At 74.5% G+C, this 15,678-nt stretch carries 7 protein-coding genes; all 7 read right to left on the bottom strand.

Translation table 11 applies throughout. The annotated features are described in order from the left end of the window. Positions 1-28 precede the first annotated feature (28 nt). The 7 genes from ACZ32T_RS13630 to ACZ32T_RS13600 all read right to left on the bottom strand — a co-directional run bounded on the left by ACZ32T_RS13630 (position 29) and on the right by ACZ32T_RS13600 (position 15,645). Positions 29-1,921, bottom strand: a complete 1,893-nt coding sequence (locus ACZ32T_RS13630; RefSeq protein ID WP_467269998.1) for an alkyl/aryl-sulfatase — start codon at positions 1,919-1,921, stop codon at positions 29-31. A gap of 262 nt (positions 1,922-2,183) precedes the next feature. Continuing rightward, positions 2,184-2,576 carry an SHOCT domain-containing protein gene (locus ACZ32T_RS13625; protein ID WP_467269996.1) on the bottom strand — a complete coding sequence of 131 codons (393 nt, stop codon included), beginning with the start codon at positions 2,574-2,576 and terminating at the stop codon, positions 2,184-2,186. Positions 2,577-2,748: 172 nt separating this feature from the next. Continuing rightward, positions 2,749-4,608, bottom strand: coding sequence for a hypothetical protein (locus ACZ32T_RS13620; protein ID WP_467269994.1), 1,860 nt, complete (start codon positions 4,606-4,608; stop codon positions 2,749-2,751). Then, positions 4,605-8,405: a vWA domain-containing protein gene (locus ACZ32T_RS13615; protein ID WP_467269992.1), complete on the bottom strand. Its 3,801-nt coding sequence runs from the start codon at positions 8,403-8,405 to the stop codon at positions 4,605-4,607. The genes ACZ32T_RS13620 and ACZ32T_RS13615 overlap by 4 nt, the downstream gene beginning before the upstream one ends. A gap of 3 nt (positions 8,406-8,408) precedes the next feature. Continuing rightward, positions 8,409-9,629, bottom strand: a complete 1,221-nt coding sequence (locus tag ACZ32T_RS13610; RefSeq protein ID WP_467269989.1) for an ATP-binding protein — start codon at positions 9,627-9,629, stop codon at positions 8,409-8,411. Next, the gene (locus ACZ32T_RS13605; RefSeq protein ID WP_467366906.1) at positions 9,629-14,788 is read right to left on the bottom strand and encodes a hypothetical protein; all 5,160 of its coding nucleotides are present in this window, start codon (positions 14,786-14,788) and stop codon (positions 9,629-9,631) included. The genes ACZ32T_RS13610 and ACZ32T_RS13605 overlap by 1 nt, the downstream gene beginning before the upstream one ends. Next, positions 14,785-15,645, bottom strand: coding sequence for a DUF4132 domain-containing protein (locus ACZ32T_RS13600; protein ID WP_467269985.1), 861 nt, complete (start codon positions 15,643-15,645; stop codon positions 14,785-14,787). The genes ACZ32T_RS13605 and ACZ32T_RS13600 overlap by 4 nt, the downstream gene beginning before the upstream one ends. Positions 15,646-15,678: the final 33 nt, after the last annotated feature.

Below are 15,678 nucleotides of genomic sequence, written 5' to 3'. Positions count from 1 at the left end.
GCGCGAAACCGCTCCCGGAGACCTCGGGTCAGGGAGTGACGATCGGGAAGTCCTGGTCGCCCCCGTCGAGCACGGCGGCGAGCCGGCCGAGGACGGAGGCGTCGCCGTCGACCTGGATGCCCGCGTCGGCGAGCCGCTCCGGGGACAGGCCGCCGAGGGCGAGCGCCGGCAGGGCGCGGGCGGCAGTCCTCAGGGTGACGTCCGCGGTACCCTTCTGTTCCGCCGCGGAGTAGGTGAGTACGCCGTTGGCCAGACGGAGCCGGTACCGCTCGCCGGAGTCGGTGATGTGGACGTCGATGCTGAGAGTCTCCTCCCACGCCCTGGGGCCGTCGATCTGGATGGCGATCGCGTCGAACAGCATGGGCGGCGTGAGATTCGCGATGACGTCCGGCGACGCCGCGACCGTGGGGGTGCCGAACTGTCCCTGACGCAGCTCGGTGGCGCCGGACAGGTAGAAGTTGCGCCACGTGCCGTTCTCCGAGCCGTAACCGAGCTGCTCGTAGGTGTCGGCGAGCAGTTCGCGCGCCGCGGTGTGGTCCGGCTGGGCGAACACGACATGGCTCAGCACTTCGGCGGCCCACCGGAGGTCGCCCTGCTCGAAGGAGCCGCGCGCCTTGTCGACGACCGCGTCCGCGCCCCCCATGAAGTCCACGTACCGCTTGCCTGCCTCGACAGGAGTGTGCTGCCACAGGTGCGCCGGGTTGCCGTCGAACCATCCCATGTAACGCTGGTAGACGGCCTTGAGGTTGTGGCTCACCGAGCCGTAGTACCCATGGGTGCTCCACGCGTTCTCCAGCGCCGGCGGCAGCTGGAGGTGCTCGGCGATCTCGGTGCCCGTCCACCCCTTGTTGATCAGGCGCAGTGACTGGTCGTGCAGGTAGCCGTAAAGGTCCCGCTGGACGCTGAGGTAGTGCACCGCACGGTCCTGGCCCCAGGTGGGCCAGTGGTGCGAGGCGAATACGACGTCCGTTCCGTCGCCGAACAGGTCGATCGACTCGGTGAGGTAGTGCGACCACGAGTGCGGGTCCCGGACCACCGCGCCGCGCAATGTCAGCAGGTTGTGGAGGGTGTGCGTGGCGTCCTCGGCCGCGCACAGGGCCTTGAAGTCGGGAAAATAGATGAGCATCTCCGACGGCGCCTCCGTGTCCGGGGCCATCTGGAAGACCATGCGGACGCCGTCGACGACCTCTTCCTGACCCGTCCGCGTGATGTCCACGGTCGGTGGGATGAGGGTGATGGTGCCCGTCGACGTCGTCTGTCCCAGTCCGGCACCGACCTGTCCCTGCGGACCTCGGGCGAGTGCCGCCCCGTACATGTAGGCGGCCCGGCGCCCCATCGCGGTGCCGGCGTAGACGTTCTCGGCCACGGCGTGGTGGGTGAAGCCCGCGGGGGCCAGGACGGGCACCCGCCCGGCATCGACGTCATCCTGCGTGGTGACCCCCTTGACGCCGCCGAAGTGATCGACGTGCGAATGGGTGTAGACGACGCCGGTCACCTGCCGGTCGCCACGGTGCTCGCGGTAGAGCGCGATGGCCGCGGCGGCCGTCTCCTTGGACAGCAACGGGTCGATCACGACGACACCCGCGTCGCCCTCGACGAAGGTCACGTTCGAGAGGTCGAAACCGCGAACCTGATAGATCCCCTCGACCACCTCGAACAGCCCTTCTGTGGCCACCAGGCGGGACTGGCGCCACAGACTCGGGTTCACGGTGTCGGGAGCATCGCCGTCGAGGAACGCGTAGGTGTCGTTGTCCCACACGGTGGTGCCGTCCTCGGCCGTGACGGCGTGCGGTTCACGCCGCCCGATGAACCCTCGTGTCGCGTCGTCGAAGTCCTGTGCGTCGGAGAACGGGAGGCGCCGGCGCAGTTCCGCCTGCTGCTGAGCGATGAACGGCTGGGCCGGTTTCGGCGTCGAAGTCATTCGACCAGACTGCCCGTTTTGTCGCTGGAATCCCTCGCAGTGGAGGCGTGTCGATACGAATCCCCGTCCCGCCGGGAGGGTGGGCAGCCGTTCAGTGTGGACCCGTCGACGGCTCGCCATTTGGACCGGGCCGCCGAGGAGCGCGGTCAGCGCCACCCACGTGCTCGCGCGGTCCGCCGCCGCGTAGCGGTGCGGCTCGGTGGTGGACAGGCCCCCCGGGCCATGGGCCCGGGGGGCCTTCGCCGCCTCTACAGGCAGGGGCTCAGGCGAGGACCTTCGCCTTCGCTCTCTCGTACTCCTCCGGGTTCAGATCGCCGTTCCGCTTCATCTCGGCGAGCTTGGCCAGCTCCTCCACGTGCTCGCTGCCGCCCGGCCCGGCGGCCTTCCTCACGTACGAACGGAACGCCTTCTCCTGCTCCTTCGCCTCCGTGATGTCACGGTCCCGCATGCTCCGCCCCCGCAGGACAAGGTAGAGAAGAACCCCGAGGTAGGGCAGGACCAGGACGGCGATCAGCCAGCCCGCCTTGCCCCATCCGCTCAACGAGTGGTCCCGGAACAGGTCCGTGATCACCTTGAAGAGCAGGAAGAACCACATCACCCACAGGAAGAAGTACAGCATCGTGAGGAACAGATTCAGCAGCGGATAGTCGTCCATGGCCGTGGTCCTTCCACATCGCTCCGCGTCACACGGATCCGGATACCCAGCGATACCGACTCCCGGCAGGGGCCGCATCTCGGGCGCGGCCGGCCGGGGAAGGGGCCCACGCCGCGTGACCGCCAAGACGAGGCGCTCACGGCAGCCCGTCCTCGCGTTCCTGTCACCGGCCTCAGCCGAGCCCGGGGGCCGGTACCGGGCCCTGTGCCGGCTCCCAGGCCGCCGCGCACAGGGACTCGGCCACGGCGGCCGTGTACCGGGCGGCGGCGAGCCAGTGGGTGGCGAAGCCGTCGGTGTCGGCAGGCAGGAGGCGACCGAAGAGGTCGCGCTCACGTCGGGCCGCCGAGGCGCACAGGGCGATGAGGAGGCCGGCGGCCGTGGGGAGGCCCGCGCGGCGGATCCGGCGGGCCTCGGCGGTTACGTCGCCCAGCAGGCCGAGGGCGGCACGGCCCGCCGGGACGGTCTGCTCGACCCGGCGCTCCAGGAGGTACAGGGGGGATTGTCCTGCGCTCCCCCCGGGCTGGGGCGGTGCGTGGTGCACGGGGGCAGCCGGGTCCGGGAGGTCGGCTCGGCGCAGGCGGTCGAGGCCGAGGTCGATCGTGCCCTCCCCGGTGGGATGCGAGCAGGCGAGGAGGGTGAGCCGGGGGTGGAGGGCGGGCACCAGACGGCCGATGGTCCTCAGCCGTGTCCCCGGTGCCGTGGCCAGCAGCATCAGATTGTCGCGGTGGGCGAGCGCGGGGTCGTCGTCGGCGACGGTGAGCCGGACGTGGATGCCTCCCTCGCCCAGCGCGAGCAGGCAGGTGCCGCCCGGCTCCCTCACCGCGCCGAGGAGTTCCACATCCAGGAAGAGCAGGTCGCTGCCGCCGTCGGCCGGATCCGCGTAGCGGGAGGTGGACCGCAGGGCTCGGGCGGCCTGTTCGGACACCGGTGTCTCCCACAGGGCGGCGAGCGGCGGCTCCGTCCACGCCGCGCCCCCGGCGGTAACGGCCTTGACTCCCTTGCCGGCGCCCAGCCTGCCGTCCGGTGAGACCGTCGCCCCCGAGACCGCCAGACCGGCCCGGCCCAGCTCCCGGTGGGTGAGCGCGCTGTCCCCCAGCCGCACGGCCCGGTCGGCCACACCCAGCGCACGCCCGGCACCCCCCGGGGCCACGTCACCGACCGTGAAGAGACGGCCGCCGGCCCCGGCGACCCAGGTGCGGACGCCGCCGTGCCCCGAGCCGGTGACCACGGGTTCGGTGAACAGGCCGTACAGGCGCAGCGAGCCGTCCGGGCTGTACGGGCGGCGTACGCGTCCGCTGACGGCGGCCAGCTCCGCCCCGGACGCCGCCCCCACCCGGTGTGCGGTGCCCAGGAGTTCGGCCAGGGCCGTGACGAGGGCGGAGGTGCGGTAGGACGGGTCTCCGGCGCGGGCCGCGCGCAGCAGCGTGACGACGGACAGCGCTGCACCGGCGGCGCGCGGCAGGTGCTGGAGCCGGGCGGTGTGCGCGGCACGGAGGAGGGCCGACTGGGTGACGGCGCCGGCCCCGTCGACGCCGGCCTCCAGCACGGCGGCGGCCGCCGACCACAGGGCGCCGGCTGCTCCACGCTGGGCCGGGCTCGCCACCTCGGGCGAGGAGACGGAGCCGGGGGCGTCCGGGGTGGGGGCGCCGGGGGTGCGGGCGCCGGGGGTGGGCGCGGGGTCCGTCGCGGAGGCCGGTCCGGGTGACGCCCCGGTGGGTTCGTCGACGGGCTCCGGTGCCAGGTCCGCCGTGGGGGCGGCGCAGGCGGCGGCCGCGCGGTGGACACATGCCGGAGCGAGGAGACAACCGCAGGTGATGGCGTCCGCCGTCGCCACCACGCCGCCCGGGGCGTGCAGGCGCAACTCGGTGTCGTCGTCGACCGCGATCGTCACCGTGTCCCCGTCGCGATGCGCCGGGCGGGCTCCGAGCTTGGTGACCGCAGCGTCCAGCCGCTTGCGCAGCCGGGGTGAGAGGTCTTCCACGAGCGTGGCCGTGACCTCCGGTGCGACGCGTGGCAACCGGTCGGCGTTCATGCGGTCTTCTCCCCTATCCAGCGGGCCAGTTCGAGCGGACTGAGGGCTGCCACGGGCATGCCGGCGGCCACTAGCTGACCGGCCACGCCCGTCGAGTAGCGGGGCCGGCCGGCGTCGTCGAGGCTCGCGCACCCGAGGACGTGGCAGCCGGTGTTCACCAGGGCCCGCACCTCGGCCAGCAGCCCGCCGAGCGGCGCGCCCTCCTCGAAGTCGCTGATGACGACGACGAGCGTGCGGGTGGGCACCTCGATCAGACTGCGGGCGTGCCGCAGCCCGGCGGCGATGTGCGTGCCCCCGCCCACGCTCACCTCCAGCAGGAGGGAGAGGGGGTCGTGCACATGGCCGGTGAGGTCGACGACCTCCGTCGAGAAGGCCAGGAAATGAGTGCTCAGGGTCGGCACCCCGGCGAGCACGGAGGCGGTCAGCGCGGACCAGATCGTGGACGCCTCCATGGATCCTGAGACGTCGGTGACCAGGATCAGGCGCCAGTCGGCCGACCGGCGGGCGCGACTGCGGAACACCGGCTTCTCGGGTATCACCTGGACCGTTCCGTCGGCTGTCCGGCGTGCGGTGGCGAGGTTGGCGCGCAGCGTGCGCGGCAGGTCCAGGCGGCCCCCGGGGCGGCGGGTGGGCCGGACCGTCATCGTGCCGGTGAGGGCGGGCCGCAGCCGGGTGGCGAGCTGCCGGGTCAGTTCGTCGACCAGGCGGCGGACCAGGGGCCGGAGCGCGGCAAGGCGGGCTTCGGGGAGGCCGCCGGCGTACCGCAGGATCGTCCGGAGCAGTTCTACGGAGGGCGTGGCGGCCGCCGGGTCGAGTGCGGTGAGGACGTCCTGCCGCCCTGTCATGGCTGCGGCGGCGAGGACCTCCTCCCGGACGCCGGGGCCGAACAGCGCGGCAAGTTCCTCGGACCACTCGCGGACGCCGGGGAACGACGGTTCCCGGCCGCCGCCACCGCGGCCGGGGCCGGGCAGCCCGCTGCGGGAACCCTCGCCGTGTCCCGCGCCGTAGAGCTCGTCCAGAGCTGTCGCCAGGCGGGCGGCGCCGGACGGCAGTTGATCGGGGCGCCGGCCGAGCACGAGCCGCCACCGGTCGGCGGGCGCGACGGTCCGCGCGGGGGTGGCCTCGGGAACGGCCGCGGTGGAGGGTTCGGTGGTGGGTGCGTCGGTCGGGCGCGTCGTGACGGGGTGGCCGGACGGCGGCGGGAGCCGGTCGTCGTGTCCTGGTGGCGGAACGGGCAGACCGAGGCCGGCCAGGAGTTCACGGGCCGCGAGGTCGGCGGCCGTCCGGCGGGCCTGCTCGGCCGGGTCGTCGGCGTCGAGGGTGTCCACCCGTTCGCCCAGCCGCTCTTCGACGGTGTCCAGCAGCCGGTCCCGGGCGGCCGGGCTCAGGGTGTCGAAGCCACCGCGCAAGGCCGGCAGCCGGGCCAGGAACGCGGTGTCGTCCAATGCGACGATCCGGTGCAGCAACGGGTCGAGGGCTTCGGCGCCGACGGTCAGGAGCGGGCCCGCCACCGTCAGGACGCCGGTGAGTCGGGCGGTGAGCGCGCTCCGGGAGGTGCTGTCCACGGCGCCGTCCACCCAGGAGGCGACACGCCTCCCGAAGGTCTCGGCCTCTTCGTGGCCCGTGAGCACCCTGACTCCCCCGGCGGCTGCGGCGATCATCGGCGTGCCGTCGGCGGCCAGCCGGGCGAGGGCGTCGGTGAGCCGGATGCCGCCCACCCGGTCGGCCCGCTGGGCCAGTTCGAGCAGCGCGCGGGCGTCCTCGGGCTCCTCGGAGCCGGTCAGGCCGTGGACCTGGCGGACCGCGGCCGAGGTCAGGAGTTCCGCCGCGCGCGCGGTGCTGGAAGCACGGTCGGTGGGGATCGCCGACAGGGTTGAGGGGTCATCGGGCACGGTCAGGCCCGGGAGGTGGCCGGCATCGATGCGATCCAGCAGGTCGAGCCCTGCGAGGAGTTCGGGAAGGGTGCCGCTCGCGGGGAGTACGGCCGCCACTTCCGTCAGCCGTTCGCCGGCCAGGGCCGGGAGCCCGCACGCGGCGGCATCCGTGAGGCCCCGGACGACCTGGGCTGCCGTCGGGCCGCCCTCCGCGCGCTCGGCCGCGTGCCGCTGCCGCAGCACGCCCTCGGCCGCCTGGGCCGGGGTGACGCCGCGGACCCCGGCCGCGGTGAGCATCGCGGCTGTCGCCGGAGTCCACCGCACCTGCCAGCGCGTCGTGAGCCCTTCCGTCCCCGCCGCGCCGGTCACCCCCTGCTCCTGGGCGTAAGGGATGCCGCACACCGTCAGCCTGCGCAGCAGCAGTTCGCGGCGCAGGTCCAGGGAGGAGCGCGCCGGGTCGAGCCGGAGATCGCGCGGTGTCCTCCCGTGCGCGTCCTCCGGGCCGGGGAGGGAGAGCGCCGCGGTCTCGGCCTCGACGGCGGGGCCCAGTCCGCCGCGTGGAGCGGCGGGCGCGGGCCGTCCGGTACGGGTCCCGACGAGTACGCGTTCGAGGGCCTGGGCGACGGCGCGGCCCGTGCCATAGGTCTCGCCGCGCCCCAGCACCGTCTGCACGGCTTCCAGGAGTTCACCGCGGCCGGGGGCGGGCAGGTCGCGCAGACGGGCCAGGTCTCCGGCCACCCGCACGACCTCCCGGCCGTCCGCCGGGCCGTAGGGGTGGCCCTGTTCGCGCAGGGCGGCGCAGACGCGGACCGCGGTGCGGATCAGTGCCTCGTGCAGCGCGGCCGGGTCTCCGGCGGCGTCCAGTACGGTGTGCTGCCACTCCGGGTCCCGGATGCCCGCCGGGTAACCGGACCGTGAGTCGAGCAGTGGGTACGTGTACGGAACGAGGGAGACCGTGCACGCGGCCGGCTCGGCAGCGGCGGTCGCGTGGCCGTCCGCGGCCGGCTCGGACGCGGCACCCGACACGCCCGGCGTGTCCGGTGCGAGGCCCCCGGCGGCGGGCGGCAGCAGCGCCGGGGCGTGGAAGGCTCCCACCACCACGGCCGGCCGCCGACCGCTCGCCAGGGCCTCGGCGACATGCCCGCGCATACAGGCCTCGCGCGCCAGGTCCGTGCCGTGCACCCCGCTCCCCGCCTCGGCCTCCTGTCGCAGCGCCCAGCCGGTGAGCAGGGCGGCACGGCGGAGCGCCTCCGGTGTCGAACCGGGCGCCAGGGCTTCCACCAGCCGGTCCCACAGGTCGTCGCCGTCCCGGCCGGTGAGCCGCGACCGGAGCGCGACGGACAGTCCGTGCCCCTCCCCCGGCAGGGGTGCGGAGTCGGGGCCCGGGACCGGGGCCGGGATGTCCGGACCGGCCCCCGCCCACGCCCGGTCGGCCAGCGGCAGATCGCAGGCCACAGCCGGGACCCCGTTCCTGGCCGCCCAGCGCAGAGCGGCCAGTTCGGGCGAGAAGTCCGCGAACGGGTAGAAGGCCGGTCCTCGTTCGCCCGCCGGGGCGGGCCCCGGTCTGTCGGCGGGCACGGCGGCCAGAGCCACCGGGGCCTCGGTCTCCTCGTGGGCGAGCCAGCCCAGCCAGGACTGGAACTCGGCGGGCAGCTCGACGAGGAGGACGTCGGGGGCTGCCGCGTCCAGCAGTGCCGGGAGGGCGGCCGCAAGAGAGGGGGCGTGGTGCCGCACCCCGATCAAGAACGGGAGCCCGGGTCCGGTCGCCGCGAGGGCCGCCGCCGCGGCCTCCGGGGTGACCGGTCCGGCCGCGGGCCTGCCGGGCCCGGCTGCCGGGCCCTGGGCCAGGAAAGCGGCCGGCGCGCCGGCGGGCGGCGACACCTCTGCGGTGGACCGCGTCTCGGGGTTGGTCGGCTCGCTCATCCGTCAGTTCTCCAGCACCGCGCGCAGGTCCCACAGGGCACGCCAGGTGGCCGACCCCTGCTCCGCGCGTCTGCGCACCGGCCCGTCCCAGTAGCCCAGGAGCCGCGCCGCGTCGGCGGGGTCGTCCTTCCGTACGACGCCGAGCAGATGGCCGGGCACGAGGGAGAGCACGTCCCGGTCACCGGGGAAGTACGCGGCGGCCAGGCCCAGGGAGCCCGCGACGGAGACCGCCTCCGCCGTGCTCATGACCGTGGAGGGGCGCTCGACCTCCCAGCCCTCCGCGGAGCGGCCCTCGCGCAGGTCCCGGAAGGCGGTGACAAGCGCTTCGAGTACAGCGTCGTCCACCTGGTAGGAGGCGCCCACGCGTTCGACGGCTGCCCGCGACTGACGCCGGACGAGCGCGGTCTCGGCGTCCACGTCCCCGATGGGCCCCACGGTCTCGAAATTGAAGCGCCGCTTCAGTGCCGCGGACATCTCGGAGACGCCCTTGTCCCGCAGGTTGGCGGTGGCGATGAGCGTGAACCCTGGGGCCGCATGCACCTGGGACCCCTCGCCGCCGGCGAGCTCGGGGACGGCGATCCGCCGCTCGGAGAGCAGGGACACGAGAGCGTCCTGGACCTCCGGCAGGCAGCGGGTGACCTCCTCGACGCGGGCGACGGCCCCCCGGGTCATGGCGGCGAGTACCGGGGAGGGCACCAGGGCCTGCTCGGTGGGGCCCTGGGCGAGCAGCAGCGCGTAGTTCCAGCCGTACTTGAGCTGGTCCTCGGTGGTGCCGGCGGTGCCCTGCACGGTGAGCGCGCTGGTCCCGCAGACGGCCGCCGACAGCAGTTCGGAGAGCATGGACTTGGCGGTGCCCGGCTCGCCCACGAGGAGGAGTCCGCGCTCTCCTGCCAGGGTGACCACGCACCGTTCGACCAGGGCGCGCTCGCCGACGAACTTCTGCTCGATCACCAGGCGGCGCGGCACCCCGTCTCCGGGCCGGGCGTCCTTCGGCAGACCCAGTGCCTCGCCCGCGCTGCCCATCACGAAGGTGACGACGGCGCGCGGGGTGAGCAGCCAGCCGGGCGGCCGGGGGCCGGAGTCGTGGGCGGCGAGGAAGGCCAGTTCGGTGGCGTACCGGTCCTCGGGTGGTGTGATCTGGCGGTGCTGCAGGCCGGGCGGCGTCGCCTGGCCGGGGACGCCGCCCGTGGTGCTGTCCTTGGTGGTCGTGGTGTCGTTCGTCATCAGCGGCGGCCCTTCCGGGTTGCGCGGGTGTCCAGTTCTTCGAAGGCCGGGGCGTCGCCGCCGCGGACCCGTGCCCAGGCTGCTGCGAACAGCGCGGGCACGGGGAGGTCGGGCAGGGTCCGGGCGGGCCCCGCGACGGGATACAGGCGTTCCTTCCAGGTCTCCAGCGGCAGCCCGGGGGCGCCGCGTTCGATCCAGCCGCAGGGGAGGAACAGGGTGCGTCCGGCGCGGGAGCGCTTCGCCTCCACCACGAGGCCGGTGGCGGCGAGCTCCGCCCTGGCCTTCTTGGCCCGTGCCGGCTTCCACCCGGTCCAGCGGACGCAGTTGCGGTCCGTGGGGTCGGGCAGGGCCAGCAGCATCAGGTAGAGGGCGGCGGTGTCCGCGCTCAGGCTCAAGGCTGCGGCGGCCTCGGCCACCAGGTCGGGCACCGCGCGCGTCGGGTCCTGGGCCGGGTGGTGCGGGGAGCCGTCGGGGGCACCCCCCGAGACCAACGCGTCCGTCTCCTCTCCCAGCAGTGCGCGCAGCGCGAGCACATCGCCGGTGCTGTGAGGGCTGACGATGCCTTCGACAAGGCCGAACGCCGGGTCGTCGGGGCCTGTCAGGCCGGCCGGGCGAATCAGCAGCTTCTCGCTGCTTCCGTGGCCGGGGGCGAGAAGCAGCGCCGTGCCGGCCCGGACCAGACCGTCGGCGTCCGCCCCGCCGGACTCGGGGAGCCCGTGGGCGGCGCGGACCGCGGGGCCGATGGAGCCCCCCGAGTCGCTCCAGTCCAGACCGAGGTCCAGCACCAGACCCTGGTCGGCGAGGCGACCGCGCAGGGCCGCCAGCCCGACGGGCAGGTGCGCCCGCAGGGGGTGCCCGTACGGCAGCGTGTAGGCGAGGGTACGCAGGGCGGTCAGGGCTGCGTGGACCGCACCTCGTGCGCCCACCCGGCGCAGGGCGGGGCGGCCGGTGCCGCCCGGGATTTCGGTGCCGTGGGAGAGCCAGCTCCGGTGGCCGGCGTTGAGGACCAGGTCGACGGCGCCCGGGGTCGTACCGGACAGGTCGAGGTCCAGTTCCTCGGGGACACGGACGAGGGAGGCCAGGCGCTTCTGCCAGACCTCGGCAGCGGTTCGGACGTCGGGACCCGTGGACCACAGCTCGGCCGGGTCCGCGGGCAGCAGCGCCTTCAGAAGGGCGTGCCGGTCGTCACGGGGCAGGGCGGCCAGCCTTGCCTGGGTCGCCTCGAAGGCACGCGTCTTCGCCCCGAGCAGCGCGAGTGCCTCGGGGCCGGGCTCCTCGACGGCTGCCGACAGCAGGGCGGCGGACTGGAGGGGACCGATCCCGGTGGCCGTGTGGAACGCCTCTGCGGCCTCCGGACGCCAGGGTGCCGGGCCCTGTTCCCGTACCAGTGCGGTGAGCCGGGTGAGCCGGTCCCGGGGGATGCCCTCCCGGTGAACGTGCTCGTGGTCCATGGTGAAGCCGGCGACAGGGCCGAAGGTGCCGGTCGGGTCGTGGTCCAGGGCGAGCCAGCGTGCCGCGTCGTTCCGGGAGTTCCGGCCGCGGCTCGCGATGACCACGACGGTGCGGGCGCCCTTGCGCAACACCTGGCCGAGGCGGTGCACGGCCTCGGGGCGGCCGGATCCGGGTGCCCCTTCGACGAACGGCTCGACGAGCTCCACCTGCCGGACCGTGCCGGCCGGGTCTGCCATCGGGCCTGCGGCGAGAGTCTCCAGCAGTACGAGGAGACCGGTGCGGTGCTCGGGGGAGGTGGTCGCCGAGGCGGCCCGGTAGGCCAGTTCGGGCAGCTTGTCGAGGAGGGAGGTCCAGTCCGAGGCGTCGCTGGGCACGGTGTACTCGTCCCGCTGCCAACCGTCCACGGGGGTGAACGGAATCTTGGACGGCGTGGGCGGACCGAACGCGGGCTCGCCGCCGAACACGTGGTTGACGGCGAGGATCTGCCGGATCACGGTCCACCGGAGCCCGCCTCCCCACCAGCTGCCGTGCATCCGCTCGGATGCCCAGGCGGTCGCATGACGCACGGTCAGGTCGTCGGCGTGCTCGGGCTCGTGCTCGAAGAACATGCCCTGGACGTGGGCGGGGTTCCGGGGAGTGACCGGCTGGGCGGGCTGAGGTGGTTCCACATACCGGAGGACCGCGACAGCCCGGTCCACGGCGTTCCGGACGATTGCGGTGACGCCTGCGAGAAGCCTTGCGTCGGACACCTCGGGCAGCGCCCGGGCGACAGCCTCCTGGCTCAGTTCCCACGCCGACGGCCCGGTGTACTCCTCGACGGCCCGGAATGCCTCCGTGTGCTGGGCGACCGCATCGACGACCTTCTTGAACAGCTCGCTCGCGCGGGAGTCCGTCATGTCGCGCAGGGCGGCGGAGCCCCGCTCGTCCCTTGGGCGCAGAGCGTGCCAGTAGGCGACGGGAGGCAGGTAGGGGGTGCCGGCCGCGTTGTTCCCGCCGGAGGAGCCGGGGGTGACGGACCACAGGCTGCCGCCGATGCCGTCCGTGTCCTCCGGGTACGCCTCGACGGAGCGGTGACGCAGGACCATGACCGGCCGGGACCCGCCGGGCAGGGTGAGGGCGCCGAGCGGCACCGGAGAGCTGCCGTCGGGCAGCGGGTGCGGCAGGGTCACCGTGTGGCCGTCGGGGGTGCCGGCGACGGTCCGGTGCCCGTCGGCGGGGGCGGCCGTGCCGGGCTCGGCCACGGTACGGCGGACCCAACGGCCGAGGACCGTGCCGTCCGTACCGAACGGGGTGCTCTCCAGACCGGGCTGGACGGGCAGCACCTGGCAGTGTTCGGCGAGCAGCCGGCTGCCGTCCCGCACCCCGGAGCGAAGAAACGCGGGGAGGGACGCCCGGCCGTGCGTGCCAGCCGCCGGGTCGTACTCCAGCCACACCCGCTGCGTGCCCTGGTGGCCTTCCCGCCAGTGGCCGGTGCCGTCGGAGATGACGGCGCGCTGGGGCGGGAGCGAGGTGTCACCCGCGTGCAGGGCCTTGCCTCCGGTGGCGCGGCCACCGTGGGGCAGCGGCAGGCAGACCTGGTCCGACGGGCCGGAGCCGCCCCAGCGGGGGATCTGCTCGCCGCCGACGCCGAACACCTCGGCGGGGCGGTGCGACCAGTAGCCGCGCTGCTTGCCGTCCTCCCACCAGATGACCAGCAACTCGCCGTCGACGTACCGGAAGGCGAGCGTCCGCCAGTGGTCGACGGTGGCGGGCACCCGCAGGGTGTGCCGCAGGAGAACGCCGTCCGGGCCGATGACGACGGCCCGTTCGCGCGTGTTGAGGATCAGCGCGGGCCAGGCACCGGTGACGCCGACGCCCTCCGAGCGCCGGTGCCGCGGGCCCGCGGCGGCCTTGGCTGCCTCGGCGGCCAGCTCCGTGTAGGCCTCGTCCAATGCGGACCAGCCGAGTTCGTCGAGAACGCCGGTACGCAACGTGGAAGCCAGCAGTGGCACCACGTCGTGGCCCTCGAGGAGCCGCACGGCCTCCGGAGCGACGTCCGCGACCACGGCGCGGAACGAGGAGAGCCTGTTGAGGGCGGTGTGCAGCCCGGGGAGTCCTCGCGCGGCCGTGTACTCCTCGGCGCGGGCGGTCATCCACTCCCGCAGGATCTCGGAGAGCACCGGGTGCCCGGCCAGCTTCGCCATGCCCGCGTCGCCCAGCCGCTGACCGTGCCGGTCGCCGAGGCCACCGACGTCCCGGCTCAGCAGGGCGCGGAACACCGGCCGTGCGGCGACGGCGGTGAGATCCCGCGCACCGGGCGTGGTGTCGGTGAGCCAGGGGCCGCAGGAGACGCCGAGCGACCGTGCGCCCGCGTCCTGTTCGGCCGGCTCGGCGACGGGCACGCCGGAGGCCAGGCAGAGGTCGAGGAGGTCCAGATCGGCGGTGCGCTGCCAGCGGCCCTGGAACAGCTCGACGGGGTGCCCGTCGGCGCGCAGCCGGTCCGCCATCCGGGCGGCGAGGCCGAGGGTCTGCGGGCTGCGGCCCGAGGTGGCCCGGTTGCGCCGGCGGTGGGCCTCCCAGCGGGCGAGCCAGTCCGCCGGGGAGACGGCGGGGGCGCCGAAGGGGGCGGAGGCGTCCGGGAGGGCTGTCAGCAGGTCCTCGGCACCGGATTCGGCCAGCAGGGCGAGCCACTCGGAGTCGCCGTCCGTGTCCCGGCCGCTCTCCGTGAAGGTCTCCGGGAACAGGCCGAGGAGCCGGACCCGCACGTCACCGTCCCGTCGGGCAAGAGCGACGAGCGCGGAGCGGTAGGCCGTCCAGAACGAGGCGGGAGCGCGGACGACTCCGGGGGAGCCGATCAGATCGGCCACCAGCTCGCCTTCGGCGGCCTCCCGGTCCAGCCCGGCGGCCTTGACCAGCGTACGCACGTCCTGTGGGAGCGCCGCGTACGGCGGCATGCCGGCCGCGCAGCGCTCGACCAGCAGGCGGCGGAACTGCGCCCAGGCGTCCGCCGGTGCCAGCCGGGCGACCAGGTCCCGCACGTACTGTCGCAGCGCCTTGACCGTCAGCGCGCCGGCGAGGGCGAACTCGAGGAAGACGGCCCGCTGCCGGTCCTCGTCCACGACCAGCCCGTGCACCCGCTCGGCCTCGCGGGCCTTGCCGAAGAATGACGCGGCGTAGGTGGTGTTCTCGGCCTGGAGGAAGAGGCGCGCCACCTGCTCGTAGTAGGTGGGGAGGAAGTGGGGCACGGCCCGGCCGAGCCGGGTGCCGAGCGCGTCGAAGCCCTCCTTGGCCGCCCCCGCGCGGGTCCTGGCCTGCCGGCCCAGCCGCTCGATGTCCTTGACCAGGGCCAGGGCGTGATGCCCGTTGGCCGGGTCGTTGACCAGCGCCCAGGCCGGAAAGCCCAGCGTCTCGCGGCGCACCTGGCCCACGACAGGGGCCTCGGCGGCCCGGGCCAGCCCGAGGAACTCCAGGGCCAGGTCCTCTGCTTCACCGAGGGTGCCGGGCACGAGCCGGACCACGGAGCGGTCGCCGAGGGCGGTGTGCGTGTACGTGCGGGCGGTCAGCGCGTCGGCGTCGTCCCGGTCGGTGGTGCCGGCCGGAAGGATCGCACCCGCGTCCAGCAGGGCCGCCGCGCCGGCGGCGTATGTGCCCTCGCCCCGGGTCTGGGCGGGGAGGGACGCAGTGCCCGCCGCCGTGTTCGTGCCGGTGTCCGTCGTCGTGATGCTCATGCCGCCCGCTCCTCGTCCGCCACGTCGCGGCCGGCGTAGAGCGCCGCCGCCATGCGCATGCCCTCGGACCATGCGACGGGGCCGACCTCTGCCGCCGTCAGCGCGCGTCCCGCAGGGTCGGTCCAGCCCAGGGGGCCCGTCTCGGTGTCGTACTCGTCGTATCCGTCGTGCTCGCCGATCCAGATGCGCGCCTCGACGGTGGCGCCGTCCTCGACGACCGGGCAGACCGCGTATCCGCCGCGCGACCGGTACCCGAGCTGGGTGACCCGCCCGTGCAGGAAGCGCAGTTCCTTGAACACACCGCCGGCGTAGGTGTCGACGGAGGTGGTCTCCGGGGCGAGGCCCGGCGGGCGGCGCCACACCTCGCGGAACAACTGCTCCACGTTCTGCCTCACGCCCAGTTCGACCGCGAACTCCCGCAGGTCGTCGAGGTCGTCGAGGAGGACGGGGTGGGACACGCTGACGACGTCCGGGGTGATGCGGACCGTGTCGCCGTCCAGGTCGACGAGACCCAGGCCGCGGTCGGGATCGACATCGCGCAGGAACCCGGCCACCCCGCCGTCCGCGCCGGTGACCACCGCGTCCCGCAGGGCCGCCTGCCACGCCGGGTCGGGCCAGACCCGGGCCAGCACGGCCGTGGGAACGGGCAACGAACGCACCATCCACTGCTCGACGTCGGTCAGGCACCGCCGTTCGTGCCGCTCGAGCCACTCGGTCAACTGCCGGAGCCCGACGACCGCCGGGTCGTCCTTCAACTTGGCCGGGACGGACTTCAGCCGTCGGCCCTTCCCGTTGCGGCAGACCACCTTGCCCGCCTCCAGGGCGACTTCGTAGTCGCCCGCCGTAACCCACCCCATGCGCTGTTCTCCCCGTTTTCCCGGACGGCCGCC

Source organism: Streptomyces sp. NPDC023573 (assembly GCF_055559735.1).
Note: the sequence above shows the minus strand (reverse complement) of the source record. Positions and strands in the feature narration are given on the sequence as shown.